26 protein-coding genes are annotated in these 24,461 nt (G+C 59.5%); 6 read left to right on the top strand and 20 right to left on the bottom strand.

What is annotated here, in order from left to right; all coding sequences use genetic code 11:
• Window positions 1-129: 129 nt before the first annotated feature.
• The 4 genes from fumC to HMPREF9166_RS10685 all read left to right on the top strand — a co-directional run bounded on the left by fumC (window position 130) and on the right by HMPREF9166_RS10685 (window position 3,797).
• The gene (gene fumC / locus HMPREF9166_RS10695; RefSeq protein ID WP_009754026.1) at window positions 130-1,494 is read left to right on the top strand and encodes a class II fumarate hydratase; all 1,365 of its coding nucleotides are present in this window, start codon (window positions 130-132) and stop codon (window positions 1,492-1,494) included.
• A gap of 45 nt (window positions 1,495-1,539) precedes the next feature.
• Window positions 1,540-1,665 (top strand): secretion protein HlyD, encoded by a 126-nt coding sequence (locus HMPREF9166_RS13190; protein WP_071586095.1) that lies wholly within the window; start codon window positions 1,540-1,542, stop codon window positions 1,663-1,665.
• 154 nt (window positions 1,666-1,819) lie between these two features.
• Window positions 1,820-3,184 (top strand): FAD-dependent oxidoreductase, encoded by a 1,365-nt coding sequence (locus HMPREF9166_RS10690; protein ID WP_009754025.1) that lies wholly within the window; start codon window positions 1,820-1,822, stop codon window positions 3,182-3,184.
• 10 nt (window positions 3,185-3,194) lie between these two features.
• Complete coding sequence (locus HMPREF9166_RS10685; protein WP_009754024.1) at window positions 3,195-3,797, top strand: hypothetical protein; 603 nt, start codon at window positions 3,195-3,197, stop codon at window positions 3,795-3,797.
• Between the two features lie 67 nt (window positions 3,798-3,864).
• Here HMPREF9166_RS10685 and HMPREF9166_RS10680 read toward each other — a convergent pair whose 3' ends face one another.
• The 18 genes from HMPREF9166_RS10680 to HMPREF9166_RS10595 form a co-directional block, all read right to left on the bottom strand.
• Window positions 3,865-5,490 (bottom strand): peptide chain release factor 3, encoded by a 1,626-nt coding sequence (locus tag HMPREF9166_RS10680; protein WP_009754023.1) that lies wholly within the window; start codon window positions 5,488-5,490, stop codon window positions 3,865-3,867.
• Between the two features lie 9 nt (window positions 5,491-5,499).
• On the bottom strand, window positions 5,500-6,252 hold the full coding sequence (locus HMPREF9166_RS10675; protein ID WP_009754022.1) for an exodeoxyribonuclease III: 753 nt from the start codon (window positions 6,250-6,252) through the stop codon (window positions 5,500-5,502).
• A 14-nt stretch (window positions 6,253-6,266) separates the two neighbouring features.
• The gene (gene lepB / locus HMPREF9166_RS10670) at window positions 6,267-6,794 is read right to left on the bottom strand and encodes a signal peptidase I (protein WP_009754021.1); all 528 of its coding nucleotides are present in this window, start codon (window positions 6,792-6,794) and stop codon (window positions 6,267-6,269) included.
• A 132-nt stretch (window positions 6,795-6,926) separates the two neighbouring features.
• Complete coding sequence (rplS, locus tag HMPREF9166_RS10665; RefSeq protein WP_009754020.1) at window positions 6,927-7,268, bottom strand: 50S ribosomal protein L19; 342 nt, start codon at window positions 7,266-7,268, stop codon at window positions 6,927-6,929.
• A 112-nt stretch (window positions 7,269-7,380) separates the two neighbouring features.
• Window positions 7,381-9,183, bottom strand: coding sequence for a diguanylate cyclase (locus HMPREF9166_RS10660; protein ID WP_009754019.1), 1,803 nt, complete (start codon window positions 9,181-9,183; stop codon window positions 7,381-7,383).
• 47 nt (window positions 9,184-9,230) lie between these two features.
• On the bottom strand, window positions 9,231-10,331 hold the full coding sequence (gene aroB / locus HMPREF9166_RS10655) for a 3-dehydroquinate synthase (RefSeq protein ID WP_009754018.1): 1,101 nt from the start codon (window positions 10,329-10,331) through the stop codon (window positions 9,231-9,233).
• A gap of 1 nt (window position 10,332) precedes the next feature.
• On the bottom strand, window positions 10,333-10,854 hold the full coding sequence (locus tag HMPREF9166_RS10650; protein ID WP_009754017.1) for a shikimate kinase: 522 nt from the start codon (window positions 10,852-10,854) through the stop codon (window positions 10,333-10,335).
• Window positions 10,851-12,020: a chorismate synthase gene (aroC, locus tag HMPREF9166_RS10645; RefSeq protein ID WP_009754016.1), complete on the bottom strand. Its 1,170-nt coding sequence runs from the start codon at window positions 12,018-12,020 to the stop codon at window positions 10,851-10,853. Before aroC ends, HMPREF9166_RS10650 begins: the two co-directional genes overlap by 4 nt.
• Window positions 12,021-12,136: 116 nt before the next feature.
• Window positions 12,137-12,673, bottom strand: coding sequence for a type 4a pilus biogenesis protein PilO (gene pilO / locus HMPREF9166_RS10640; protein WP_009754015.1), 537 nt, complete (start codon window positions 12,671-12,673; stop codon window positions 12,137-12,139).
• The gene (locus HMPREF9166_RS10635) at window positions 12,673-13,833 is read right to left on the bottom strand and encodes a PilN domain-containing protein (protein WP_009754014.1); all 1,161 of its coding nucleotides are present in this window, start codon (window positions 13,831-13,833) and stop codon (window positions 12,673-12,675) included. The genes pilO and HMPREF9166_RS10635 overlap by 1 nt, the downstream gene beginning before the upstream one ends.
• Window positions 13,811-14,275, bottom strand: coding sequence for a hypothetical protein (locus HMPREF9166_RS10630; protein WP_009754013.1), 465 nt, complete (start codon window positions 14,273-14,275; stop codon window positions 13,811-13,813). Before HMPREF9166_RS10630 ends, HMPREF9166_RS10635 begins: the two co-directional genes overlap by 23 nt.
• Entirely contained in the window at window positions 14,265-14,786 is a 522-nt protein-coding gene (locus HMPREF9166_RS10625) for a type II secretion system protein J (protein ID WP_009754012.1), read from the bottom strand. The genes HMPREF9166_RS10630 and HMPREF9166_RS10625 overlap by 11 nt, the downstream gene beginning before the upstream one ends.
• A complete protein-coding gene (locus tag HMPREF9166_RS10620) occupies window positions 14,764-15,144 on the bottom strand; it encodes a hypothetical protein (protein WP_009754011.1) in 381 nt (126 codons plus the stop codon). Before HMPREF9166_RS10620 ends, HMPREF9166_RS10625 begins: the two co-directional genes overlap by 23 nt.
• On the bottom strand, window positions 15,134-15,634 hold the full coding sequence (locus HMPREF9166_RS10615; protein WP_009754010.1) for a Tfp pilus assembly protein FimT/FimU: 501 nt from the start codon (window positions 15,632-15,634) through the stop codon (window positions 15,134-15,136). The genes HMPREF9166_RS10620 and HMPREF9166_RS10615 overlap by 11 nt, the downstream gene beginning before the upstream one ends.
• A complete protein-coding gene (locus HMPREF9166_RS10610; protein ID WP_009754009.1) occupies window positions 15,634-16,194 on the bottom strand; it encodes an A24 family peptidase in 561 nt (186 codons plus the stop codon). Before HMPREF9166_RS10610 ends, HMPREF9166_RS10615 begins: the two co-directional genes overlap by 1 nt.
• A 43-nt stretch (window positions 16,195-16,237) precedes the next feature.
• Window positions 16,238-16,648, bottom strand: coding sequence for a competence type IV pilus major pilin ComGC (locus HMPREF9166_RS10605; protein ID WP_009754008.1), 411 nt, complete (start codon window positions 16,646-16,648; stop codon window positions 16,238-16,240).
• Between the two features lie 26 nt (window positions 16,649-16,674).
• Window positions 16,675-18,288 carry a biosynthetic-type acetolactate synthase large subunit gene (gene ilvB, locus HMPREF9166_RS10600; protein ID WP_039981391.1) on the bottom strand — a complete coding sequence of 538 codons (1,614 nt, stop codon included), beginning with the start codon at window positions 18,286-18,288 and terminating at the stop codon, window positions 16,675-16,677.
• Window positions 18,289-18,348: 60 nt separating this feature from the next.
• Complete coding sequence (locus HMPREF9166_RS10595; RefSeq protein WP_009754006.1) at window positions 18,349-19,209, bottom strand: transposase; 861 nt, start codon at window positions 19,207-19,209, stop codon at window positions 18,349-18,351.
• Window positions 19,210-19,460: 251 nt separating this feature from the next.
• Here HMPREF9166_RS10595 and HMPREF9166_RS10590 point away from each other — a divergent pair, with 251 nt between their 5' ends.
• Window positions 19,461-21,623, top strand: coding sequence for a PTS transporter subunit IIABC (locus tag HMPREF9166_RS10590; protein WP_009754005.1), 2,163 nt, complete (start codon window positions 19,461-19,463; stop codon window positions 21,621-21,623).
• 137 nt (window positions 21,624-21,760) lie between these two features.
• Window positions 21,761-22,879, top strand: a complete 1,119-nt coding sequence (locus HMPREF9166_RS10585) for a 5-methyltetrahydropteroyltriglutamate--homocysteine S-methyltransferase (RefSeq protein WP_039981389.1) — start codon at window positions 21,761-21,763, stop codon at window positions 22,877-22,879.
• A 69-nt stretch (window positions 22,880-22,948) separates the two neighbouring features.
• Here HMPREF9166_RS10585 and ttdB read toward each other — a convergent pair whose 3' ends face one another.
• Together ttdB and ttdA are read right to left on the bottom strand one after the other, a co-directional pair.
• Window positions 22,949-23,560, bottom strand: a complete 612-nt coding sequence (gene ttdB / locus HMPREF9166_RS10580; RefSeq protein ID WP_006691129.1) for a L(+)-tartrate dehydratase subunit beta — start codon at window positions 23,558-23,560, stop codon at window positions 22,949-22,951.
• Window positions 23,560-24,459 (bottom strand): L(+)-tartrate dehydratase subunit alpha, encoded by a 900-nt coding sequence (gene ttdA / locus HMPREF9166_RS10575; protein ID WP_009754003.1) that lies wholly within the window; start codon window positions 24,457-24,459, stop codon window positions 23,560-23,562. The genes ttdB and ttdA overlap by 1 nt, the downstream gene beginning before the upstream one ends.
• Window positions 24,460-24,461: the final 2 nt, after the last annotated feature.

Raw genomic sequence — 24,461 nt, 5'->3', positions numbered from 1 at the left:
ATCAGTGCTTCCCTAAGCCCCCCCTAGTGAAGCAAGCGCACGACCACTTGCGCAACGAGGTGTTTGCGCGGCGTATGCAGACGACACACCGCAATATCTATCCTTTCTTGTGACAGGAGGTTCATATCCATGGAGTATCGCATTGAGCATGATTCCCTCGGCGAGGTCAAAGTCCCCGCAGACAAGTACTGGGCGGCGCAGACAGAGCGCAGCTTCGAGAACTTCCCCATCGGCATCGAGAAGATGCCCGCCGAGATCATCCACGCATTCGGCATCCTGAAAAAGTCTGCCGCTATCGCCAACCACACGCTTGGCAAGCTCGATGAGAAGCGGCTCTCCGCCATCTGCAAGGCATGTGATGAGATCCTCGACGGCAAGCTCGCCGCCCACTTCCCGCTCGCCGTATGGCAGACGGGCAGCGGCACGCAGTCCAATATGAACGTCAACGAGGTCATCGCGAACCGCGGCAACGAGATCGCGGGGGAGAAAATCCTCCATCCGAACGACCATGCGAATATGTCGCAGAGCTCGAACGACACTTTCCCGACCGCCATGCACATCGCCGCCGTCATCGCCATCGAGGACGGGCTGTTCCCCGCGATCGACCTCCTCGCCGCAACCTTCCGTCGCCTCATGGCAGAGAACGACGGCATCGTCAAGACGGGACGCACGCATCTGCAGGACGCCGTCCCCATCTCCTTCATGCAGGAGATCAGCGGCTGGCTTGATATGCTTGAGCAGTCGAAGAAACAGCTGCAGGCATCCCTCCCCTTCCTCCACGAGCTCGCCCTCGGCGGCACCGCCGTCGGCACAGGACTCAACGCACCGAAGGGATTTGATGTCGCCGTCGCACGCGCGGCGAGCGAGCTGACGGGCAAGCCCTTCGTCACTGCAGCGAACAAGTTCCACGCGCTCACGAGCAAGGATGCCGTCGTCTTTGCCCACGGCGCACTCAAGGGACTTGCCGCCAACATGATGAAGATTGCAAACGACGTGCGCTGGCTCGCCTCGGGACCGCGCTGCGGACTCGGCGAGATCACCATCCCCGCGAACGAGCCCGGCAGCTCGATCATGCCGGGCAAAGTCAACCCGACCCAGTGCGAGTCCGTCACAATGGTCGCCGTACAGGTCATGGGCAACGATGCTGCCATCGGCTTTGCCGCCTCACAGGGCAATTTCGAGCTCAACGTCTTCATGCCCGTCATTATCTACAACTTCCTGCAGTCGACACGCCTGCTCACCGACTCCCTCAAGTCGTTCAACGACCGCTGCGCCGTCGGCATCAAGGCGAACCGCGAGAAGATGCACGAGAACCTGCACCGCTCGCTCATGCTCGTCACGGCGCTCAATCCGTATATCGGCTACGAGAACGCCGCCAAGACGGCACACAAGGCGTTCGATGAAAACATCAGCCTGAAGGAGGCATGCGTCGCGCTCGGCTTCCTCACCGCAGAGAAGTTCGACGAGGTATTCCATCCCGAGGAGATGGTGTAAGTCTAAGGAATCGCTGATAAAATGAAGTCCGTCAGATTGGCGTAGATTTTTCGTCCGATTGAGGAGGCAAACCGGACGCATAGCCAAAGCTATGTGGAGGATTTGCCGACAAAAAGCGGGCAAAAAAGATGCGCTAAGATGGCGGTGCTGAATTTATCAGTGCTTCCCTAAGTCATACAGATCTGCTCCAGTACATCGGGGCTGCTGCACGAAGCTGCAAACTTCGTACAGCAGTCCCGTTTTTTTCACAATAATTCTCTTTATGGGCTCAAAAAATGCTATAATAACTGCAGTGATACAAAGTTTAACAGAAACGGAGCACCCTATGCAAAATACAACATATCAAAACCTCATCATCGGCTTTGGCAAGGCAGGCAAGACGCTCGCGGGCTTTCTCGCGAAGAAGGGCGAGCGTGTCGCCCTCGTCGAACGGTCAAAGGAGCGCTACGGCGGTACCTGCATCAACGTCGCCTGCATCCCGTCGAAGTCGCTGGAGTACAGCGCGCGTCTCTCGGCGGCGGCGGGCGGCGACTTTGCGGCAAAGGCAGAGCGCTATCGTGCGGCGATTGCAGAGAAACGCCGCCTCACGAAAATGCTGCGCGAAAAGAACTACGCCAAGGTGACGGGCGCGGGTGCTGTCGTCATTGACGGAGAGGCATCGTTTGTCGATGCACACACTGTGCGCATTGTTGGAGCGGACGGAGCGCAGACCGTCACGGCGGAGCGTATTTTCATCAATACGGGCGCGCTTCCCTTTGTCCCACCGATCAAAGGTGCGGCAGAGAGTACGCACGTCTACACAAGCGAGACGATGATGGAGCTGGACGAGCTGCCCGAGAAGCTCGTCATCATCGGGGGCGGCTACATTGGGCTGGAGTTTGCGTCGTACTACGCCAACTTCGGGTCGTCCGTCACCGTCGTACAGGACGGCACGGCCTTCATCCCGCGTGAGGATGCAGAAATCGCTGCCCGCGTCCTGCAGCATACAAATGATCGCGGCATCCATATCCTGATGGGGGCAAAGGTGAAGCGCATCGAGGACAGTGCGGAGGCTACGAACGTCGTCGTGCAGACGGCGGACGGAGAGAAGACGCTTGCGGCGAACGCCATCCTCATTGCCACGGGCCGCCGCCCGAACATCGAAGGGCTGAATCTTGCGGCGACGGGCGTTGCTGTGACGGAGCGCGGTGCGGTCGCCGTTGACGAGCATCTGCGCACGAACGTCCCGTATATATGGGCGATGGGCGATGTCACGGGCGGCCTGCAGTTCACCTACATCTCTCTCGACGACTTCCGCATTGTAAAGGATCAACTTGTGGGCAGCGGAACGCGCACAACGGCAAATCGCGGCGCCGTCCCCTACACCGTCTTCCTCGATCCGCCACTCTCGCGCGTCGGCATGACGGAGGCACAGGCGGAGGCGTCAGGCTTTGACGTGCGCGTTCTCCGCCTAGAGGTCGCTGCCATCCCGAAGGCGCAGGTCTACAAGAAGCCCGCCGGCATGCTCAAGGCCGTGGTTGACGCAAAGACCAACACCGTCCTCGGCGCACATTTCTTCTGTCCCGAGTCGCAGGAGATGATCAACCTCATGAAAATGGCCATCGACCACGGCATTACCGCCGCTGCGCTTGGCTCTGCCATCTACACCCACCCGACCATGACCGAGGCACTGAATGATTTGTTTAGCTAAGGAGGCATCGATGACATTTGCACACAAAGCGGCGCGATTCTGCTGCGCCGCCATATTCGCCCCGCTGCTCCTCCTCGTGGCAGAGGCTGAGGCGGCACCAGAGACAGCCCCCATACCAGCGACAAGAACGGCGCCCGTCGAGAACACTCCTATACAGCAGCTCTCGATGGAGTTTCGCCATCCTGTCGCAGACGGCACGCTCATGCGTATGATCTGCCTGATCGACGTCCCCGCGAAAAATGCGCTCTCCGCTGAGGAGCTCGCGGCACGCGGCATCGACGGCGAGCACTTCATCACCTGCCTCGGCGAGTTCGTTGGCAAGGAGTTCTCAGACGGCCGCTTTCAGGATATCGCCGAGCACTACGTCCCATGGACAGAGGCGCGTGAAGCAGACTTTCGTGCGATGCTCGACGCGCACAATCTCGCTGCCGAGAACGACTACGGTGCACGGGCGGAGGCGATGCAGAATCCCGCCTACAACATCGTCATCGCCTATCATAGCGGACGCAGCCTGCACATCACCTCGGAAGGACAGACGCTGAACGAGCATGAGAAGGGTGTCGAGGATGCCATCCTGACATGGGCGGATGACGCGTTTGCAGGGAAAAAATAAGGACACACTAAAACACAGGAGATCACAGCGCACATTGACGTGATCTCCTGTGTTTTGTTGTTCCTATTCATGCCTCTTTGCGGTCAAACGGAACCTGCCCCAGCTCGAGGTCGGGGTTGTTCTCGCGGATCCAGCCGAGTGCCCACTCGTTGTTGACGAGGAGGACGGGATTGCCGTTGCGGTCGTGGACGAACATGCCGCGATCTGCGCCGCGCAGATCGGCGGGCTTTATCTCGCGCCCATCGGGGAACGCGAGCCAGCGCGCCGTCTCGAATGGCTGCATCTGCATCGTGATCTCCGTGTTGTACTCGTTCTTCAGACGGTATTCGAGCACCTCGAACTGCAGCGTGCCGACCGTGCCGACGATATAGCTGTCAAGCCCCGCACCGATCTGCTCAAAGAGCTGGATCGCGCCCTCCTGCGTCAGCTGCTCGATGCCCTTGACGAACTGCTTGCGCTTCATCGTATCCTTTGCCGCGACGCGTGCGAAGCGCTCGGGCGGGAACACGGGGAAGTCCTCGAACTTGAACTTGTGCGCGGGGTCGCAGAGCGTATCGCCGATGCCGAATACGCCGGGGTCAAACAGTCCCACGATGTCGCCTGGGTACGCCGTGTCGATGATCTGGCGATCCTGCGCGAGGAATTGCTGCGGCTGAGCGAGCTTGATAAGTTTTCCGCTCGGCGCGTGCCAGACGCTCATATTGCGGTCGAATTTTCCCGAGGTAATGCGGATAAAAGCGAGTCGGTCGCGGTGCGCGGGGTTCATATTCGCCTGAATCTTAAAGACGAATCCCGAGAACTGCTCATCGTCCGGCGCAATCACACCATCCGAGGAATTGCGCGGTGCGGGGGTCGGCGCGAGACGGATATACTCCTCAAGGAAGTTCTGCACGCCGAAATTCGTCATCGCAGAGCCGAAGAACATCGGCGTCAGCTCACCCGCATCAATCGCCGCGCGGTCAAATGCCTCGCCCGCGTCGCGCAGCAGCTCGATGTCATCCGCAAGAGCGGCGGCGGCCTCCGCGCCGACACGCTCCTTCCACGCGGGATCATCCATCTCAAACACCTCGGAGACACGCGTCTCCTGCCCGTGGCTCGTATCCTCGGCAAAGAGCTCGATGCGATTCTTCTCGCGGTCATAGACGCCGCGATACGTGCCGTCCGTTCCGATCGGCCAGTTCATCGGGTAGGAACGGATGCCGAGTACGTTCTCCAGCTCGTCCATGAGATCGAGCGGCGCCTTGCCGAAGCGGTCGAGCTTGTTGACAAAGGTAAAGATGGGGATGCCGCGCTGACGGCAGACGCGGAACAGCTTGCGCGTCTGTGCCTCAACGCCCTTTGCCGCGTCGATGACCATGACGGCACTGTCCACCGCCATCAGCGTGCGGTACGTGTCCTCACTGAAGTCCTGATGCCCCGGCGTATCGAGGATGTTGATCCGATAGCTGTCATAGTCGAACTGCAGCACGGAGGATGTGACCGATATGCCGCGCTGTTTTTCGATCTCCATCCAGTCAGAGACGGCATGACGCTGCGTCTTGCGTGACTTGATCGAGCCCGCGAGATGGATTGCCCCGCCGTAAAGCAGCAGCTTCTCGGTGAGCGTCGTCTTGCCCGCGTCCGGATGCGAGATGATGGCAAAGGTGCGTCGCTTCGCGATCTCGCGCTCGAGTTCTTCTTTCAGAGCTCCCATAAATCTCCCTTACTTTAGTGTCAGTGATACGGGGCAGTGATCGCTCCCGAATACATCCGCATGGATCTCCGCCGCCGCGATGCGGTCACGCAGCTCCTCGGAGACGAGGAAGTAGTCGATGCGCCACCCTGCATTCGTCTCGCGCGCATGGCGCAGATACGACCACCACGTATACGCCCCCGTGAGGTCGGGATAGAGCGCGCGGAACGTATCGACAAAGCCCGCATTGAGCAGCTCCGTGAACTTGCCGCGCTCCTCGTCCGTAAAGCCCGCGTTGCGGCGGTTGCTCTTCGGGTTCTTGAGGTCGATCTCCGTATGCGCGACGTTGAGGTCACCGCAGACGACGACAGGTTTTTTCGCACGCAGATCGAGCAGGAATGCGCGGAACGCATCCTCCCATGTCATGCGATAGTCGAGGCGCTCGAGTGCGCGCTTTGCGTTCGGTGTGTAGACCGTGACGAGATAGACATCATTGAACTCCATCGTGATGACGCGCCCCTCGTGATCGTGCTCGGGGATGCCGATGCCGTACGCCACGGAGAGCGGCTTCACGCGCGTAAAGATCGCCGTGCCCGAGTAGCCCTTTTTCTCTGCGCTGTAAAAATACTGCTCGTAGCCGGGCAGATCGAGGATCGCTTGCCCCTCCTGCATCTTCGTCTCCTGCAGGCAGAAGGCGTCGGCGTCAAGCTCCTTGAACGCCTCCATAAATCCCTTTTTGAGTGCGGCGCGCAGGCCGTTGACATTCCATGATACAAAGCGCATCGCGTCGTCCTCCGTCAGAGCGTCTTATACGCCGAAATCGGCCAGAATACGAGCATCGCCTTCCCCTTGATGAGATCGTACGGAACGAATCCCACGTCGGCAAAGCGGCTGTCCTCAGAGTTGTTGCGGTTGTCGCCCATGACGAAGATATGTCCCTCGGGCACAGTCGCCTTGGGGTACTCGCTCCGCGTCTTTTCGAGGATATAGTCCTCTGTGAGCAGCTGATCGTTGACGAGCACGCGCCCCTCGCGGATCTCGATCGTATCCCCCGGCACGGCGATCACGCGCTTGATGAAGTCACGGCTCGGATCGCGCGGATACTGAAAGACGAGTACGTCCCCCTTCTCGGGCGGATGGAACCGGTAGATGAACTTGTTGACGACAAGGCGCTGCTCTGACTCGAGCGTCGGGCGCATCGACGGCCCGTCAACGACATAGAGCTCGACGATAAAGGTGCGAATGAACATCGCAAGAGCAACGGCGACGACGATGGAGACAATCCAGTCTTTGATCTCGGACGCCGTTGATGTTTCCTGTTCCATAGAGGCCTCCTTCCAGCCATACGGGAAGCACGGATAAAATCTACCTCTTTATTTTATCCCTGATTCCTAAGAAAAAAGATGGAAGAAACGCGAAAAATAGGGACTGCCGCAGCAGTCCCCATCTTCCATCGATCAGCGTTTTTCCCGAATACGAGCTGCCTTGCCCGTGAGACCGCGCAGATAGTAGAGCTTGGCGCGGCGGACGATGCCGCGGCGCGTCACCTCGATCTTTGCGATGCGTGGAGAGTGCACGGGGAAGAGACGCTCAACGCCGACGCCCGATGCGATGCGGCGCACGGTAAAGGTCTCACGGACACCCGTGCCCTGGCGGGCGATGACAACGCCCTCGAACACCTGGATACGCTCACGCGTGCCCTCGACGATACGGGCATGGACGCGTACTGTGTCACCGGGCGCGAACTGCGGGATATCCGAGCGGAGCTGTTCCTTCTCCAGGACTTCGATGATGTTCATACGTTTTCCTCCTTCGATCGGGCGTTCATACGCGACCCTCTGCCGCCCAGCGGACCACCCATACACATACTCAGTGACTATATCATAAGATGGATTTCTGTGCAAGCGTTTTTTAGCGCCACTGCAAATTCATTATATTGCTCTTTGTATGTCCCCCCTGCTTCTCTTTTACCGGGGCCTGTTCCTGTGGGCTGGGCGGCGGCATGCGGGTCTTCCCATCCTTCGGCTCGCAGCTGATGCGGTTGCGCCCACCCTCCTTCGATGCATAGAGAGCGGTATCTGCACGCTTGACGAGCGCGGCGGCATCGTCGTCCGGACCATGCCAGACACCGATGCCGCCGCTGCATGTCACCTGCTGCGCCGTCAGCAGCCGTGCCTTGGCGACCCCCTCACGGATCTGATTGGCAAATGCCTGCGCCTTTGCACCGTCATAGTGCAGGCAGAGCAGGATGAATTCCTCACCGCCCCAACGAATGAGTATGTGCCGCCGATCGAGGAAGGAACGGATGGTCTGTGCAAAGCCAAAGAGCACCTCATCGCCGGCATCGTGTCCGTACGTGTCGTTGATCGACTTAAAGTGGTCGATGTCGAACATGACGAGGGAGAGCGGCTCACCTGTATCTCGCGCGATCTTTGTGAAGTCGCGCATCGCGGATGGGAATCTGTTCCGATTGTAAACCCCCGTAAGCGGATCGATCTCCATGCGCTTCTTAACTGCCTGCACCTCTCCCTCGAGGGTGTTGGAGCGCTCCATGAGCCGGCGCTCGGACTCCGCACGGTCGAGGATAAGCTGGATGATAAAGAAAGAGATCGTATAGATACTGAACGGTGTAAATGAGGTCTGTGCCTCATACAGCCGATACTGGAATGCAAGCGCATCGATGATGCCGAGCGGCACGATGATGAGCAGGGCGATCAGGAGAGCTGCGGCGTGCTTGTTGCCCGCCTTGCTCGACTTCCAGAGTGCGTATGCGACGTAGCTGCCCCAGACGGCGAGTCCCGGCACGTAGGGGAACTGCATCATGTAGAGGCCGAACTGCCCCATCATTTCAGCGATGATGCCGACCACGAGGAGCACGACGAAGATGTTGTTCAACCGCATGATCCACGAGCGATACTGCCGGTTCACGACCTCGACGAGGAGGATGCTGCCCGCAATAGGCAGCAGGAAGGATGAGATCAGCTCTGTGCGCCACCACAAAACCGGCCAGTCCATCCACATGAAGATGAGGTTCGAGGAGCTGAACATCCAGACAAAGAACGTCGTCAAGAGGAGCATGAGACGCAGATAGATGCCGCGCCGTGCCGCATCGACGACAAAGTACACGCCGATCACCATCATTAAGATGACGATGGCCGTCAGCCCCGCAACATAGGGAAAGTCATAAATAAAAAGCCGCTTGACGAGTTCGGACTCCTTATCGATATGCACGCGGTTGAGCTGTGTGAGTACCCACGGATTGTCCGAGGTCACGCGGATGATGAGCTCCCGTCCTGCCGCCCACGCGGGCAGATTGACGAGATGCCACTTGCGCCCGTACTGCTCCAGCTGCGGATCGCTGCTCCCATAGCGGTAGATGGCCGATCCATCCAGATAGACACGGACGGACTGATCAATGGTCGCGAAGAAGAAGCTCTCATCGCCCCGCATATCCGCCGGGACATGGACACGCAGCCATGCGCTGCGCGTTCCCTCGGGAGCAGAGGCCCCCTCACGCGGGTCGAACGGCACCCACGTCCCATCGCTCGAGGAAAAGGAGGGCGGCGCTTTCATCGCCTTGACATTGGTGTCAACGGTATTCTCCTGCCAGTATTCCCACGTCAGCGTTTCATCCTCTGCCGACGCACTGCTCCCAACGCCCAGAACCAGCACAAACAGTGCAAGGGACAGAAAAGACATCACGCTTCGCTTCATACATCCGTCACCTCCTATCTATTGTTTCGTTTCATTGAATGCTTTTCTTAATAGTGGATGGGGGTAAAAAGTCCTAAAATATTTTCGCGAACGATCTCCTCGGGTACGTCGCTGCGCACACATACCCTGCCGATGTCCTCGGCGAGGACCCAGTGAATCCGCCCATCCACAGTCTTTTTGTCATGAAAGAGATCGTCGTATATCGCATCCGGCGACGCTCCCTCGACAGAGCAGGGCAGCCCCATCGCTTCAATCAGCTGCTCGATGCGCGCACACGTCTCCGCAGGGAGGAGTCCCATCGCCGTACTGATGCGCGCCGCGCCGATCATGCCGATGGCGACTGCCTCGCCGTGGCGGTAGCGCGTGTAACCCGTCTCTTTCTCAATCGCATGGGCGATGGTATGTCCGAAGTTCAGGATGCGGCGCAGGCCACCCTCGCGCTCATCCTGACGGACGACGTCTGCCTTGATTTCACAGGAGCGCGCGATCATGTGAGATGCCGCTGTGGGAGTGAGTGCGAGCACATCGTCACGATGCTCCTCCAGCCATGCGAAGAACGCCGCATCCGCAATAACGCCGTACTTGATGATCTCCCCGAGCCCCGTCGCGATCTCGCGCGCAGGCAGCGTCCGCAGACGGTCGAGATCCATGATGACGGCGTCGGGCTGGTAGAATGCACCGATGAGGTTCTTGCCAAGTGCATGGTTGACGGCGACCTTGCCGCCGACGCTCGAGTCCACCTGTGCAAGGAGGCTCGTCGGCAGCTGCACAAATGGCACGCCGCGCATGTAGGTTGCGGCGATAAAGCCCGCAAGATCGCCGACGACGCCGCCGCCGAACGCAAAGATCGGCGATTTGCGGTCGAGCCTCAGCTCAATCGCACGCGTATAGAGGTCGTTCGCTATGGTAAGGCTCTTCGAGGATTCTCCGGCAGGGACGGTGACGATCGCAGCATCCACGCCGCCGCGTGCGATCTGCTCTGCCGTATGGGCAGCATAGCGCGGGCCGACGTTCGTATCCGTGACGATCATGCCGCGTGCGGAGTATCCTGCCCCACGGACGAACGCCGTGAGCATTTCATCCATCCCGCTGCCGATCTCGATGGCGTAGCTGCGCGCACCAAGCGCGACCTCTACCGTACGTCTCATATCACTTTCTCCATATCCGCGTCGCCTGTACGATGTACTCTGCCACCTCGAGCGGCGAACGACGGCTCGTATCCACTGTAATGTCCGCCCCCGCATAGAGGGTGCGGCGTTCCTCCAGCAGCTGCACAACGGCAGCACGGCGGTCGCCCGCATCGGCGCCGTCAAGCACGGGACGCGCGCCGCGTGCCGCCGTCCGCTGCAGGATGGTATCGACATCGGCAGTCAGCGCAACAAGGACACCGTTTTCACGCAGGATCGCAGCGTTCCCAGCATCCTTGACCGTCCCGCCGCCCGTTGCGATGACGAGCCCGCTCCGTGCGGCGGCGGCGCGCACGGCTTCCTTCTCCCGTGCGCGAAAGTACGGCTCGCCGTACTGCGCGAAGATCTGTGGAATCGGGATGCCGCACGCCTCCTCAATCTTTTTATCGAGATCGTGAAAGGCGCAGCCAAGCCGTCCCGCGAGGAGGCGTCCGACGCTCGTCTTGCCCGTCCCCATAAAGCCAATCAGTACAATGTTCTTCATGCGTTCTGCCACACCTCGGCGAGCCGTGCACGGTAGGCGGCGAGCGACGCCAAAAGATCCGTCATATTGTCCGCGCTGAACTGCGAGCACACAGCATCCGCCAGCACAAATGCCGTCATTGCCTCACCGACCACGGAGGCAGCAGGGACGGCGCAGGTGTCGCTGCGCTCCTTGCTCGCCGAGACCGCCTCCCCCGTTGCGAGGTCGATGGTCCGCAGCGGCGCCATCAGGGTCGGGATGGGCTTCATCGCCGCGCGCACGATGAGCGGATCTCCGTTTGTCATGCCGCCCTCAAGGCCGCCCGCGCGGTTGGTCTTGCGATAGGGACGTCCATCTGCGCCCATATAGAGCTCATCGTGGATCTCACTGCCGGGCAGATGCGCGCACGCAAAGCCCGCGCCAATCTCCACGCCCTTGATCGCCTGAATGGACATGAGTGCGCCCGCCAGACGGCCATCGAGCCGCCGATCCCACTGCGTATGCGTACCAAGTCCCGTGGGCAGGCCGCGCACGACGATCTCAAAGATACCGCCGAGCGTATCCCCTGCCTGCTTCGCCGCGTCGATGCGCTCTCTCATGCGCGCCCCCGCTGCCGCGTCACAGCAGTTCAAATCGTCGGAGTTGGTCACTCCGATATCGTCGGCACGGATGGCCGCCGCATCGACGGCCACACCACCGATCTCCGTGACGTGGGAGGCAATATCGATACCGAGCGCCGCGAGAAGCTGGCGGCAAACAGCTCCGACCGCGACGCGCATCGTCGTCTCGCGTGCACTCGACCGCTCGAGGATGTCACGCGCATCCCTGCGGTCGTACTTCAGCACGCCCGCCAGATCGGCATGTCCGGGGCGTACTGCCGTGATCCGCTCCCCCGTCGGTGTGCCGAAGGGATCCATGCGATCCGTCCAGTTCACAAAGTCGCGGTTCACGACCTGCAGGGTAAGCGGTGCGCCGATGGTCTCGCCAAAGCGCAGTCCCGAGAGCACGAGCACGCGATCCGTCTCGATCTTCATGCGCCCGCCGCGTCCATAGCCGCGCTGGCGGCGCGCAAGCTGGGCATCGAGCTCCGCACGCGAGAGCTGCAGCCCCGCCGGCAGACCATCGATGATTGCCGTCAGTGCCGCGCCATGCGATTCTCCCCCCGTGATAAACCGCAGCTGTCCCATGTGAATCCCCCTCTGATCGTCCCACTTCGTTTTTTGTATATATATGTATATATTTGTAATAATTTCGATATATTAAGTACTTTTCCTGCCAACGAACAATTAAAAATTAGTTATCTCTACTCGTGCGCCGCCAGTGCCGCCGTCTCAACTGTAATCACTGCATGGAGCATCGTGCCGTCCGCTGTCAGACTTAGTGCCTTGAACACGGCCGTACGTTCCCCGCTTTCCACCTCGCGCAGAAAGGAGATCAGCGCAAAATAATCGCCGCTCACGTAAATCTCAGCACTCTGCCGTACGACCTCCCCATCCGAAACGGCGGGATGCGGAACCATGCGGACAAGTGTAACCCCGGCATGGCGGGCACTGCGCTCTACAGATGAAAAGAAAGCCCCCTGTGCATGTTCCTCAGGCAGAGCCGCCGCAAGGCGTGCCTCACGCAGACGCAGCTTGTCCTCCGCCTGCTCATCTGCGTGGACCGTGCGCTGATACACCTCTGTCCGCGCAAGGACAGCACGTGCCGCATCGCGCTCCGCCCGCGCGGCCTCCCGCTCCGCAGAAAAATACGTCGACAGAAGTGCCGCGTATAAAAGGGCAAGAAAAAACGCCCAGATCAGCGCCGCCATCATCTGCTGACGCTTCGTCCACCGCCGCATCACAGCCCCACACCATCCGTGCGCAGGACAAAGCGGATGTATCCATCCTCCCGTGATACCTCCGCCAAGACCGGCGGGGCACGGAAAAATCCATCCTCTGCGATCTGTTCCGTCATTGTCGCGAGAGCCTCGTAGCTCTCCGCCTCCCCCTCAATCTCCAGCATCTGCCCCGCGCGCAGCGCGGTGAGCTGAATGCCTTTGAGCGGCAGCGTGCCGAGATGTACGAGGAGTGCACACAGAGGCAGGGACTCCGCCTGTACTTCCGCCAGCGCACGCTCACGCTCTGCCACAGCGGCACGCTGCATCGCATACTCCTCCATGCGGCGTACATCTGCATCATGAAGGCGCAGCTCCTCCTGCACCGTCTCTGTCGCTGTGCGCTCCGCCATAAGGCCGGCCGCATCCGCCGACACGGCTGCGGCAAAGAAGAGCGTCGCCGCTCCCGCAGTCAGCTCCGGCGCGCGGCGGCGCAGACGCGGAAAGATGCAATGCTCTGCCTGCCAAGAGAGGGAGGAGGAAGGCTTAGGAACGAGCAGCCCCGCATAGATTGCTGTGCACTCTCCCGGGTGCTCCTCCAGCTCCTCCCACGGCATCTGCGGTTCCCGTGCCGCCGCAATCAAGGGGGCAAGAGTGCCGCCGTCGGGCGGGCAGATCGTCAGCCGACGCAGACGGAGGCCGCGCGCAGAGAACGCCGAAAAGTATGCCTGCACACGGGGCTCCTCCATGGCTGCCGTCCAATAGCGGTGTGTGTTGGCATCCGTCTCCATAGGCGCACAGCAGAGCCGCAGATCGGCGGGCAGTGTGCTCCCCTCTCTATCCGCCTCCGCGCGCATCGCCCAGATGAGTGCCGCCTGCAGCTCTGCCCCCGTCAGTGCGGCGGGGAGTTCCCGCTCCGCCGTCATGGCAAGCTCCGCAGGCAGCGCAAGACCGAGCGGCAGGTGCATCCATCCGAGCGAATCCAGCGCTGCGCAGGTGGCAGCAGCGAGAGAAGCGACATCTGCTCCGTCACAGGAACACGCCGCTCCCGATGATGCAGTGACCGTCCACACTCCATCCCTCTCCTCCGGTGCAGCAAGGCGGACGAGCCGCAGCCCCTCCGCCGTCATGCTGATGCCCACCGCCTCGCGCGGGCGCAGACTAAAACCATCGACGCCAAACATAGTGCCCATCCTTCTTTTCCATCTGCGCACGGACGATCTTCGCCCGCGTCCAGTGCTCACCATCCGATACATTCGTATCATGCCGCTGATCTATAGCAGCAGCCGTGACCCAGATCGTTCCGTCCGTCTGCGGCTCGATCACGACGTGCAGGTCGATGTCCGCCGCCATGGGGATATCGTGCACGGCGACGCTCCGCCGTCCCCCTGCGGGCAGTTTCTCGGCGGCGGGTGAATGCCGCTCCAGCGTGTCTGCTGCCGTCAGTACACCACTCTCCGCCGCAAGGCGCAGCTGCATCTCACGCTCATACTCCGCCGCGACAGTTCCGCCGCTGCGCGTCAGGGACGCGGCGGTCATCGCGATGAGGATAAGCAGTGCAAGGATACACAGTCCGAGCGCCGAGGCGAAACCATCCTGCCCGTACCGAAATGTTTTACCGCCCACCTTGATCCTCCCGCAGATAGACGGAGGTTGCAGTAGTGCAGCTTCTGCCCGTCGCCACGCTCTCGCCCGTCATCTCGATGTGATAGAGGCGCGGGCATTGTGCGTCCGGCCGTATAGAAAACGACGAGATGTGTACGCCTGCGCCTGCATAGCCGCCTGTCAGCGGCGCAGCGGACGTCTGATACACCAGTCTGCCGCCGGTGAGCCAATAGGAATCCAGCGGCGTCCCCACATGCTTTTCCTCCATGCTGTGCCGCATCCGATAGATGCCCTGCGTGTCCTGTGCAACGTATGACGAAGAGAGCACGGACTCCGTAATGCGTGCCATGGCGAGCTGCATCTCCTGCCGCAGCTCAGCATCGGCGGCCGTACGCTGATAGCTGCGCCAGCCCCACACGAGGGCAAAGACAAGAAAGGTCAGCAGGAGCGCGAAAATCGGCAGACTGACGGCGAGCTCTGTCAGCACGACGCCGCGCTCCCCACATGCTCTACGGTGCTGCCTGCGTATCATATCGCTTCATCCTCCGCACGTAGTCTGCCGTCTCCGCGCGCCCCAAGACGCGCCATGAGAGGTGCAGGGTCACATCATAAAAATCTCCCTGCCGCACAACATCTGCACGCAGGGTATAGGTCACATCGTTCACGCGAACCGAGGGCGCGCTGACCGTCGGAAACGCCCCATGCTCAAGTCCCGCCTCCATTCCAGAGAGCTCCTGCCGCGCCAAGAACGCCGCATCCATACGCGCGGCGGACTGCTCTGCGAGCAGCGCACTGCGGGCAAAGATTCCGAGCACGGCGGCGGCGGAAAGCACAATGCAGCCGAGGATCACTGCCTCCATGAGTACCCAGCCGCGCGCGTCATTCCTCATCGCGGCCTCCGCGCTGGAGTCGGATGCGTGCCGCGCTGTCGATGATGACGTTCAGCGCATCCCGCGCATATCCCTCTGCCTCGATGCGAATGGTCATATTATTGCTCCCCTGCCCGATGCCGCCATTGCGGTCGAATGCCATAGGTTTCCCGCCCGCGGTCACCTGTGTGACCCGCACGAGCGGAAGCATCCGATGAACGTGCCCTGCGCCGCCGTGCGGCACGATTTCATAGCTGCCGCCCTGCACATAGAGCTGCGGCTCGCGCGACCCTGCCGCCGTCCCTCCAAGCATGTAGAGCGGCATCGCCGTCGTGCGGCTGACTGCCTGGATGCGGCGCAGCTCGCCGATGAGATGCACCGCCTCATACTCCACTGCCGCCCGCACATAAAGAGCGCGCGCACGCGGGAGTGCGACGGCGGCAAGTACAGCCATGATCGACGCGGCGAGCAGGACGTGGAGGAGCATCATGCCGCGTGCATCCCTCCGCATCACGGCAGCCCCCAGTAGAGCTGCCAGAGCTGCCGTCCGACGAGAAAGCCCACATAGCCGCCGACGGCGAGAAATGGACCAAACGGGATCCCATCATGCCGGCTCTTGCGCCCCGTGAGGAGAAGAAACGCCGCCGCCGCGCCGCCGAGTAGGAACGCTGTCCAGACGGCGACAATCGCTGCCTCCCAGCCGAGCCAAAGACCAAGTCCAGCAGCGAGCTTTACATCACCGCCGCCAAGTCCGCCGCGCGCGGCAATGTACAGGCAATAAAATAAGACGCCGCAAAGCGTCCCGCCCAAAAGGGCATCTGAAATTGAGTCCACCCCCGAAACCATCAGACCGAGGACGGCAAATGGCATTGTGATGCAGTCATAGAGCATCCCATCACGCAGATCGAGATAGGAGAGCCAGAGCAGCACCGCCGTAAAGAGCACGCCGCATCCGCCGTGCAGTCCCACACCGTAGGTCGAGAGAACGCCGAGACTGCCCGCACACCAAAGCAGGAGAAGGGCTGATGCAGCACAGCGCGACGGACAAAACGTGTGCGCCGGCTCCTGCATCGCGCCAACCTCCTCCAAGGAATCATGGCAATCCCACGATGTCCTAATTTCGCGTATGGTACTCCTCCGCCGTGCGGCCTGCGCAGGTCGCACGCCAGACACCATCCTTCTTCTCCACCTGATAGGAGACGTTCTCCATGGAGAGTTCCTGCGCCCCCGCATGAACGGTCCCCGCAGGCGGCTTCAGATGCTTCAGATCCGTCACATAGTCCTTCAGATCATCAATGCCCTCAGGATTCTTCCCTTTTGCCGTCTGATAGAGCACAATCGCCGTATCGAGTGCCGTGAGATCCGCCTGCACCTTCACCGTGTTTGCCGTCGCAAGTGCCGAGGAAAAGCGCGGCACGGCAATCGCAAGGATCACCGCCAGAATCATCACGGCAAGGAGGGTCGAGAGCAGCGAAAAGCCACACTCGCTGCGCGTCCGCCGTCCATTTGTGATCGACAATTCCATCGCACACACCGTCCCTTCGCCATGGGCTACACGAAACTGCGGCACACATCCATTACAATCACACGCGGGTGCATCCGATCATCGAGCGCCTTCTGCAGCGCCGCCGCAAATTCCTCCTGCGTTGACACACGCACTGCCTTGATGCCGAAGCTTTCCGCATACTTCACATAATCCATCTCATGATCCAGCTCGCAGGCGATGTAATGCTCCTTGTAGAGCCCCTTCTGCAGCTGGCGAATCATCCCCAGTGCGTGGTTGTTAGCGATGATCGAGATCACGGGGAGCCCCAAACGTGCAATCGTATAGAACTCATTTCCCGTCATCTTAATGCTGCCGTCACCGGTAATGTGAATCACGCGGCGCTGATCGCCCCACGCGATCTGTGCGCCCATCGCTGCCGGCAGGCCATAGCCCATGGTTCCGAGACCGCCCGAGGTCAGCCACGTCCGCGGTTCCTCCACGTGCAGGTGAAGTGCCGCCCACATCTGATGCTGTCCCACATCCGTTGCGTAGGCGTAGGCCTTCCCCGCCGTCATGCGCGTCACCTGATGGAGCGCCCAGGGGACGGTCAGAGAGTCGACGTGGTAGTCATCCTCGAACTCCTCCTGCCACGTATGGATCTGCTGCCACCATGCCGTGTGGTCGCGTTTGGGCTCCTTGCGCATGAGCAGGTTCAGCACAACGCGCATATCCCCCGCGAGTCCGATGCTGCTGCCAACAATCTTGTCAATCTCCGCAGGATCGATGTCGATGTGGATAAACCTGCGGTTCGCCGTAAACTTGCTGAGATTGCCCGTCAGGCGGTCGGCAAAGCGGCTGCCGAGCGCAATGACGAGATCGGCGGCACCGACGGCGTAGTTCGCCGCCTTTGCTCCGTGCATGCCGATGAAGCCGAGCATCTGCGGATGCGTGCTGGGAACAGCGCCCATCCCCATCAGGGTATGAACTACGGGGAGCTGGTATTTCTCGATGAATGCGACTGTCTCCGCCGATGCCCCGGCTGAGATCACACCACCGCCAACGATGACAAGCGGGCGTTCTGCATTCACGATCTCCGCTGCCGCCTCCGCTGCGCAGATGACGAAATCTGCGTCAGGCTTTCCGGGCTGATGCTCCACCAGCTTCTGCGCGGTATAGGCAACCTCCTCGAAAAAGAGGTTACGCGGCACATCGATGAGCACGGGTCCCGGGCGCCCGCTGCGTGCGAGATCAAATGCCTCGCGGATCGTCGGTACGAGATCGGCGGCGTTCTTGACCTTGTAGTTATGCTTTGTCACGGGCATCGTCACATCGAGGATATCCGTCTCCTGGAACGCATCGCGGCCGAGCATTTCCAGATCGACCTGCCCCGTGATCGCCACCATCGGGATCGAGTCCATGTACGCCGTTGCGATGCCCGTCACGAGATTGGTCGCGCCGGGCCCCGAGGTCGCAATACAGACGCCGACGCGCCCCGTCGCACGCGCATAACCGTCGGCGGCATGCGCCGCGTTCTGCTCATGCGTCACGAGGATCTGACGGATCTCCGTCTGTCCATAAAGTGTATCGTAGAGCGGCAGAATCATGCCGCCGGGGTATCCAAACACCGTATCCACGTTCTGCTCTCGCAGACACGCAAGAACCGCCTCCGCGCCTCTCATTTCATCTGACACCCCTTTATTGACAGATTAGTCATACACATTATAGCATACGCAGCATTCTCAGAGCAAGTGGTGCATCTGCCCGATCTCACGAATTTTTTCGAGTGACATCTCTGACACACGCGCAATCATCTCAAGCGGGAGTTTTTCCTTCAGCATGCCAAGCACAGCAGAAACACGTCCCTGCTCAAGACCTTGTTCCAGCCCCTGTTCAAACGCCGCCTCTCTGAACAGCTCCTCATTCCACTCAAAGTTAACCATATCCACCACCTCGCGTTCATGTTCAAGTAAAAAATCCTTCATGATATCATGTTCTATGCAATACCGAATCGTTTCACGTATTGCATCTTCGCGTGCTCCCCCACGATGCAAATGCTCCTTTACAAAGTACACAAACCTCGCATAGTCACGAAGTGCCCGACAGCGGTGCAGCAGTGCCTTGCTCTCAGCATAGACAACATTGTGGAACTTTACCTTCAGCTCCAAATTAACAGCATCATCGGCATCGGCATAGGCATCCGAAAGTCTCATCTCATATTCCTCGGGGGCATTCGCCTCACCCGTATAGAATACATGAAATTCCGGGACAGGAAGCCGAATCCGCTTTTTCGCGTAGAGATCTTTTGCAGTAATATCCTTGCGCAGCTGTTCGCATACATAGTAAAGACAACACAACGGCATATTATCATTCGGCGTACTCTGATGTTCAAGAAAGACCAAATAACGCCCCGCAAGCAGAAATGAAATATCATTCTTGACCTGCGTCAGGAATGTTCCATCAAGCGTCACGATTTCGAGCCGCTCCCCGGGTGAATACATTTTCCCGTGCAGAGCCCCGGCGAGTTCCCGCAAACGCGCCTCATCGTTAAAATACATACGAAAAATAGAATCCTGATACTGACGCCCGCGCTCTGCGTTCAATAGGTTCTCCTTTACGGTATTCGTTGATAGAATTATTATAACATGATTTCAACGCAGGACAAAATATTTCTGACATCACCTATGATAAACAAGTCTAATTTTCTTTTGCACTTCCTCCGCGTTTACAGTATAATTTCCATATATCATTTCATCAATACCGTTTTCATCGCGTCAGTGCATCTACTACATTGACATTGTGCGTCTAAAAGGGAGGACGCACGGGGTGGAGGCGGGGAGAAAGGGGAAATACTATGAAAGATGAAATCTTTAGTGTGCTTCAGCGCGTTGGGCGCAGCTTTATGCTGCCGGTCGCGATTCTGCCGATCGCGGGCATTCTGCTCGGCATCGGCGCGTCGTTCACGAACCCGACGACCATTGCGACATACGGTCTCGGTGGAGTGCTCGGCACAGGAACACCGCTGCATATGCTGCTCTCGATCATGTCGAGCGCAGGCAGCACGATCTTCGGCAATCTGCCGATCATCTTCGCGGTCGGCGTCGCCATCGGCATGACAAAGGAGGAAAGAGAGGTAGCCGCACTCTCGGCGATGATTGCCTTCTTCGTCATGCATACGTCCTGCAACGCCATGCTGAAAATCGGCGGACAGATCCTCGCCGACGGCACGGTCGCACCAGGCGTCCTCGATGGCACGATCGCGCCCTCCTGCGGTATCATGTCCTTCCAGATGGGTGTCTTCGGCGGCATCATCGTCGGCATCGGCGTGGCACTCCTACACAACCGATACCATAAGATTATCCTGCCGAATGCACTCTCCTTCTTCGGCGGTTCGCGCTTCATTCCCATCATCTCGACCATCGTCTTTCTCTTCGTCGGGATTGCTATGTACTTTGTCTGGCCGCTTGCACAGCAGGGCATCTTCGCCCTCGGCGGCCTTGTCACGGGCACGGGCTACATCGGCACGCTGATCTTCGGTATCATCAAGCGTGCACTCATCCCCTTTGGACTGCATCACGTCTTCTATCTGCCGTTTTGGCAGACGGGCGTCGGCGGCTCGATGATGATCGACGGACAACTCATCCAAGGCGGTCAGAACATCTTCTTCGCGCAGCTCGCCTCGCCGGATGTCGCACATTTCAGTGCGGATGCAACGCGCTACTTCTCCGGTGAGTTCATCTTTATGATCTTCGGCCTGCCGGGTGCGGCTCTCGCGATGTACCACTGCGCACGTCCCGAAAAGAAAAAGGTTGCGGGCGGACTGCTCCTCTCGGCGGCACTCACCTGCATGCTCACGGGCATCACGGAGCCGATCGAATTCTCGTTCCTCTTCGTCGCCCCCGCGCTCTTCGCCGTGCAGGTCGTACTCGCGGGTGCGGCATACATGATTGCGCACATGCTGAACATCGCCGTGGGTCTTACCTTCTCGGGCGGGCTTCTCGACTTCTTCATCTTCGGTATCCTTCAGGGCGAGGCAAAGACGAGCTGGATGTACGTCATCCCCGTCGGCGTGATCTACTTCTTCCTCTACTACTTCATCTTCCGCTGGATGATCCTGCACTTCGGCTTCAAGACGCCGGGGCGCGAGGACGATGACGAGGAGACAAAGCTCTATACCAAGGCGGACTACAAGGCACGCGAAGGAGCCGGCAGCTCTGCTGACGGTGATGCAGGTTTCGATGCCAAGAGTGCAGCGATTGCCAAGGGACTCGGCAGCAAGCGCAACATCACGTCCGTGGACTGCTGTGCGACACGCCTGCGGTGCTCGGTCGCAGATTCCTCTCTTGTAAATGAAAAGCTGCTCAAGGCAACGGGCGCGGTCGGCGTGATTGTGAAGGGCACGGGCGTGCAGGTCATCTACGGCCCGCAGGTCGCCGTCATCAAATCGAACCTTGAGACCTATCTCGAGACAGCACCCGAGGTCGAGCCGGAGGACGATGCGCCTTCCGCAGCCCCCGTCGAGGAGCATTCCGCCGCCGCAGAAGCACCAGCAGCGGCTTCCACAAGCGAAAAGCGTACGCTCTGCAGCCCCGTCACAGGCACAGTACATCCGATCACGGAAGCACCCGACGAGGCATTTGCGAGCAAGATGATGGGTGACGGCTTCTTCATCTACCCGAGCAAAGGTGAGGTATTTGCACCCGCCGACGGCGAGGTGGTCTTTGTCTTTGACACGAAGCACGCCATCGGCATGAAGAGCGCGGACGGCACGGAGTACCTGCTCCACATCGGCGTCGACACCGTCGCGCTCGGAGGCAAGGGCTTCAACGTCTTTGTCAAGGCAGGACAGCAGGTAAAGAAAGGCGACAAGCTGATGGAGTTCGACATCGACTACATCCGTGAACATGCGAAATCCGATGCCTGCCTTGTGATCTTCACGGGACTGCCCGAGGGCACGAGCATCGAGATGACCGCCACGGGCGAAGTCAAGGCCCTTGATCCCGTTGCCAGAATCTGACCCCCGTGTCATAGAAAAAGCAGTTTGTCGATGAGCAGACTGCTTTTTCTGTATCATTTGTTACTCACATAGATATGAACGTCTGTGATATAATAACATTGTTTCAATCGTACATCGTACATCAGGGGGAAATGACAATGAACCATACAAAAACAAAAGCACCATTTCGCTATGACATTGTGGGGAGCTTTCTGCGCCCCGCCGCACTCATGAAGACGCGTGAGGCATACGCCGCAGGAAATGCAGGCGCAGAGGAACTGCGTGCAGCGGAGGATGCGGCAATCCGTGACCTCGTCGCAAAGGAGAAGGAGGTTGGGCTGCGCGCGGTCACGGACGGCGAGTTCCGCCGCCGTTACTGGCATCTGGACTTTCTTGCAGCACTGGGCGGCGTCGAAGAGGTCGGTGCATCGCATTGGTCGGTCGCGTTCAAGGGCGCACAGCCAAAGGCGGCGACGGTAAAAATTGTGGACAAGGTGGACTTCGGAGCGCATCCGTTCCTCGACCACTTCCGGTTTTTGAACGGTCTCGCAGGGGATGCCGTCGCAAAGATGACCATCCCCTCGCCCAGCATGCTGCACCTCATCTGCTGCGTGCGTGCGACGGACTACGCGCCGATTCCGCGCTACGAGAACGAGGATGCGCTCTTTGAGGACATCGCACTCGCCTATCAGAAGGCCATCCGTGCATTCTATGAGGCAGGCTGCCGCTATCTGCAGCTCGACGATACGTCCTGGGGCGAGTTCTGCGATCCCGAGAAACGTGCCGCATACAAGGCACGCGGCTTCGACCTCGACCGCATCGAGCGTGCCTACGTCGCGATGATCAACCGTGCATTGGAGGCAAAGCCTGCGGACATGACGATTACCATGCACATCTGCCGCGGAAATTTCCGCTCAACATGGTTCTCCTCGGGCGGCTATGAACCCGTCGCAGAAATTCTCTTCGGCGGCTGCCATGTCGACGGCTTCTTCCTCGAATATGATTCCGACCGTGCAGGCGGGTTTGCCCCCCTCGACTATATCAAGGATCAGCGCGTCGTCCTCGGACTGGTCACTTCAAAATCGGGCACGCTCGAAAAGGAGGAGGATATTGTCGCCCGCATCCACGAGGCGGCAAAGCACGTCCCGCTCGATCAGCTCTGCCTCAGCCCGCAGTGCGGCTTCTCCTCGACCGAAGAGGGAAACCTCCTGACGGAGGAGGAGCAGTGGAACAAACTGCGCTTTATCAAGGAGATCGCAGAATCCGTCTGGAAGTGAGCACGTGTGATACAGCAGCGGCGGCACATCAGTCATTCGTACCGATGTGCCGCCGTTTTCTTTGCATGTTTATTTGATAAACCCAACTTGCTTACAAATTTCTTCGCACGCCTTTTCCTTACGTTCGTTGAAGATCACCTTGTTTTCCTCAAATAGATTGCGCCCGTGGCTGTCGATGGAGACGATGAGCGGACCAAACTCCTTCACCTTGCATGTCCAGAGCGTTTCGGGCATCCCAAGGTCGAGCCAGTTCGCGTCCACGATCTCCTCGACACAGGTTGCGGCGACGACGGCGCAGCCAGCCGGAAAGACGCAGTGGAGCGCCTTATGGTCACGACAGCCACGCATTGTGCCGTCCTTCATGCCGCCCTTGCCGATGATGAGCCGTACCCCCGTCTCAGCAATAAACGCCTCCTCGAATTTCTCCATGCGCATACTGGTTGTTGGTCCGACCGTGACCATCTCATATTTTCCCTCACCGCGTTTACGGATGATGGGGCCTGCATGGAGAATGGCACCGTTCTTCACATCGACGGGAAGCTTCCTCCCCTCCTCGATGACGCGGCGATGCGCCACGTCACGGCAGGTTGTGAGATACCCGGTGAGGTAGATCACATCACCAACGTTGATGTCCGCGAGATCTTCGGGCTGAATCGGGGTCGTCAGAACTTTCTTCTCCATCAGAAATCCACCTCCGCATGCGAGAGAATCTTATAGTCAAGATTCTTGTCAAAGATGATGTGTCCGCGCCGATGCGACCAGCAGCCGACGTTTACGGCGACGCCGATTACGGACGGATGGCGCGCGCTGTTCTCGATATTCACGCCGAGCACGGAGTGTTTGCCCATGAGTCCCTGCGGACCAAGGCCGATGGCGTTGATGCCGTCCTCGAGCAGCTGCTCCATCTTAGCGGCACGCGGATTTGGATTGTGTGACCCAATGGGGCGCATGAGTGCCTTCTTTGAGTGGAGCGCCGCAACCTCGACCGACGTGCCGACACCAACGCCAACGAGCAGCGGCGGGCAGGCATTCAGCCCATAGCTCGTCATAACATCGAGCACAAAACGTGTCACGCCCTCGTAGCCCTCGCCCGGCATCAGCACCATTGCCTTGCCCGGCAGCGTGCAGCCGCCGCCCGCCATATAGGTATGGATCTCGATATCGTCACGGTCAGGCACGATCTCCCAAAAAATCGACGGAATCTCTTTACCGACGTTCTTGCCCGTGTTAAACTCGTCAAACGTCTCCACGGCGTTGTGTCTGAGAGGCGCGTCCGCCGTCGCCTGTACGACAGCCGCGTGCAGGATCTCCTCCATCGCACCCATATATGGGAAGTTCGCCCCGCATTTCAGGAAGAACTGCGCCGCGCCCGTGTCCTGACAGCTCGGGCGGTTCAGCTTCATCGCGAGTTCCTGATTCTTCTCCATCGTCTCATAGATTGACTTCGCCAAAGGAGCATCCTCCTCACCAGCGAGTTCGGCGATCTTGGCCCGCACATCATCCGGCAAGCGCTTCCCCGTGTACGCTACGAACTTCGCGAGCACATCCGTCATGCGCGCAGAGGCTTCCGCTTTCGTCATAG

The organism is Selenomonas sp. oral taxon 149 str. 67H29BP, assembly GCF_000146365.1.
In the GTDB taxonomy this organism is placed as follows: domain Bacteria; phylum Bacillota; class Negativicutes; order Selenomonadales; family Selenomonadaceae; genus Centipeda; species Centipeda felix.
Note: the sequence above shows the minus strand (reverse complement) of the source record. Positions and strands in the feature narration are given on the sequence as shown.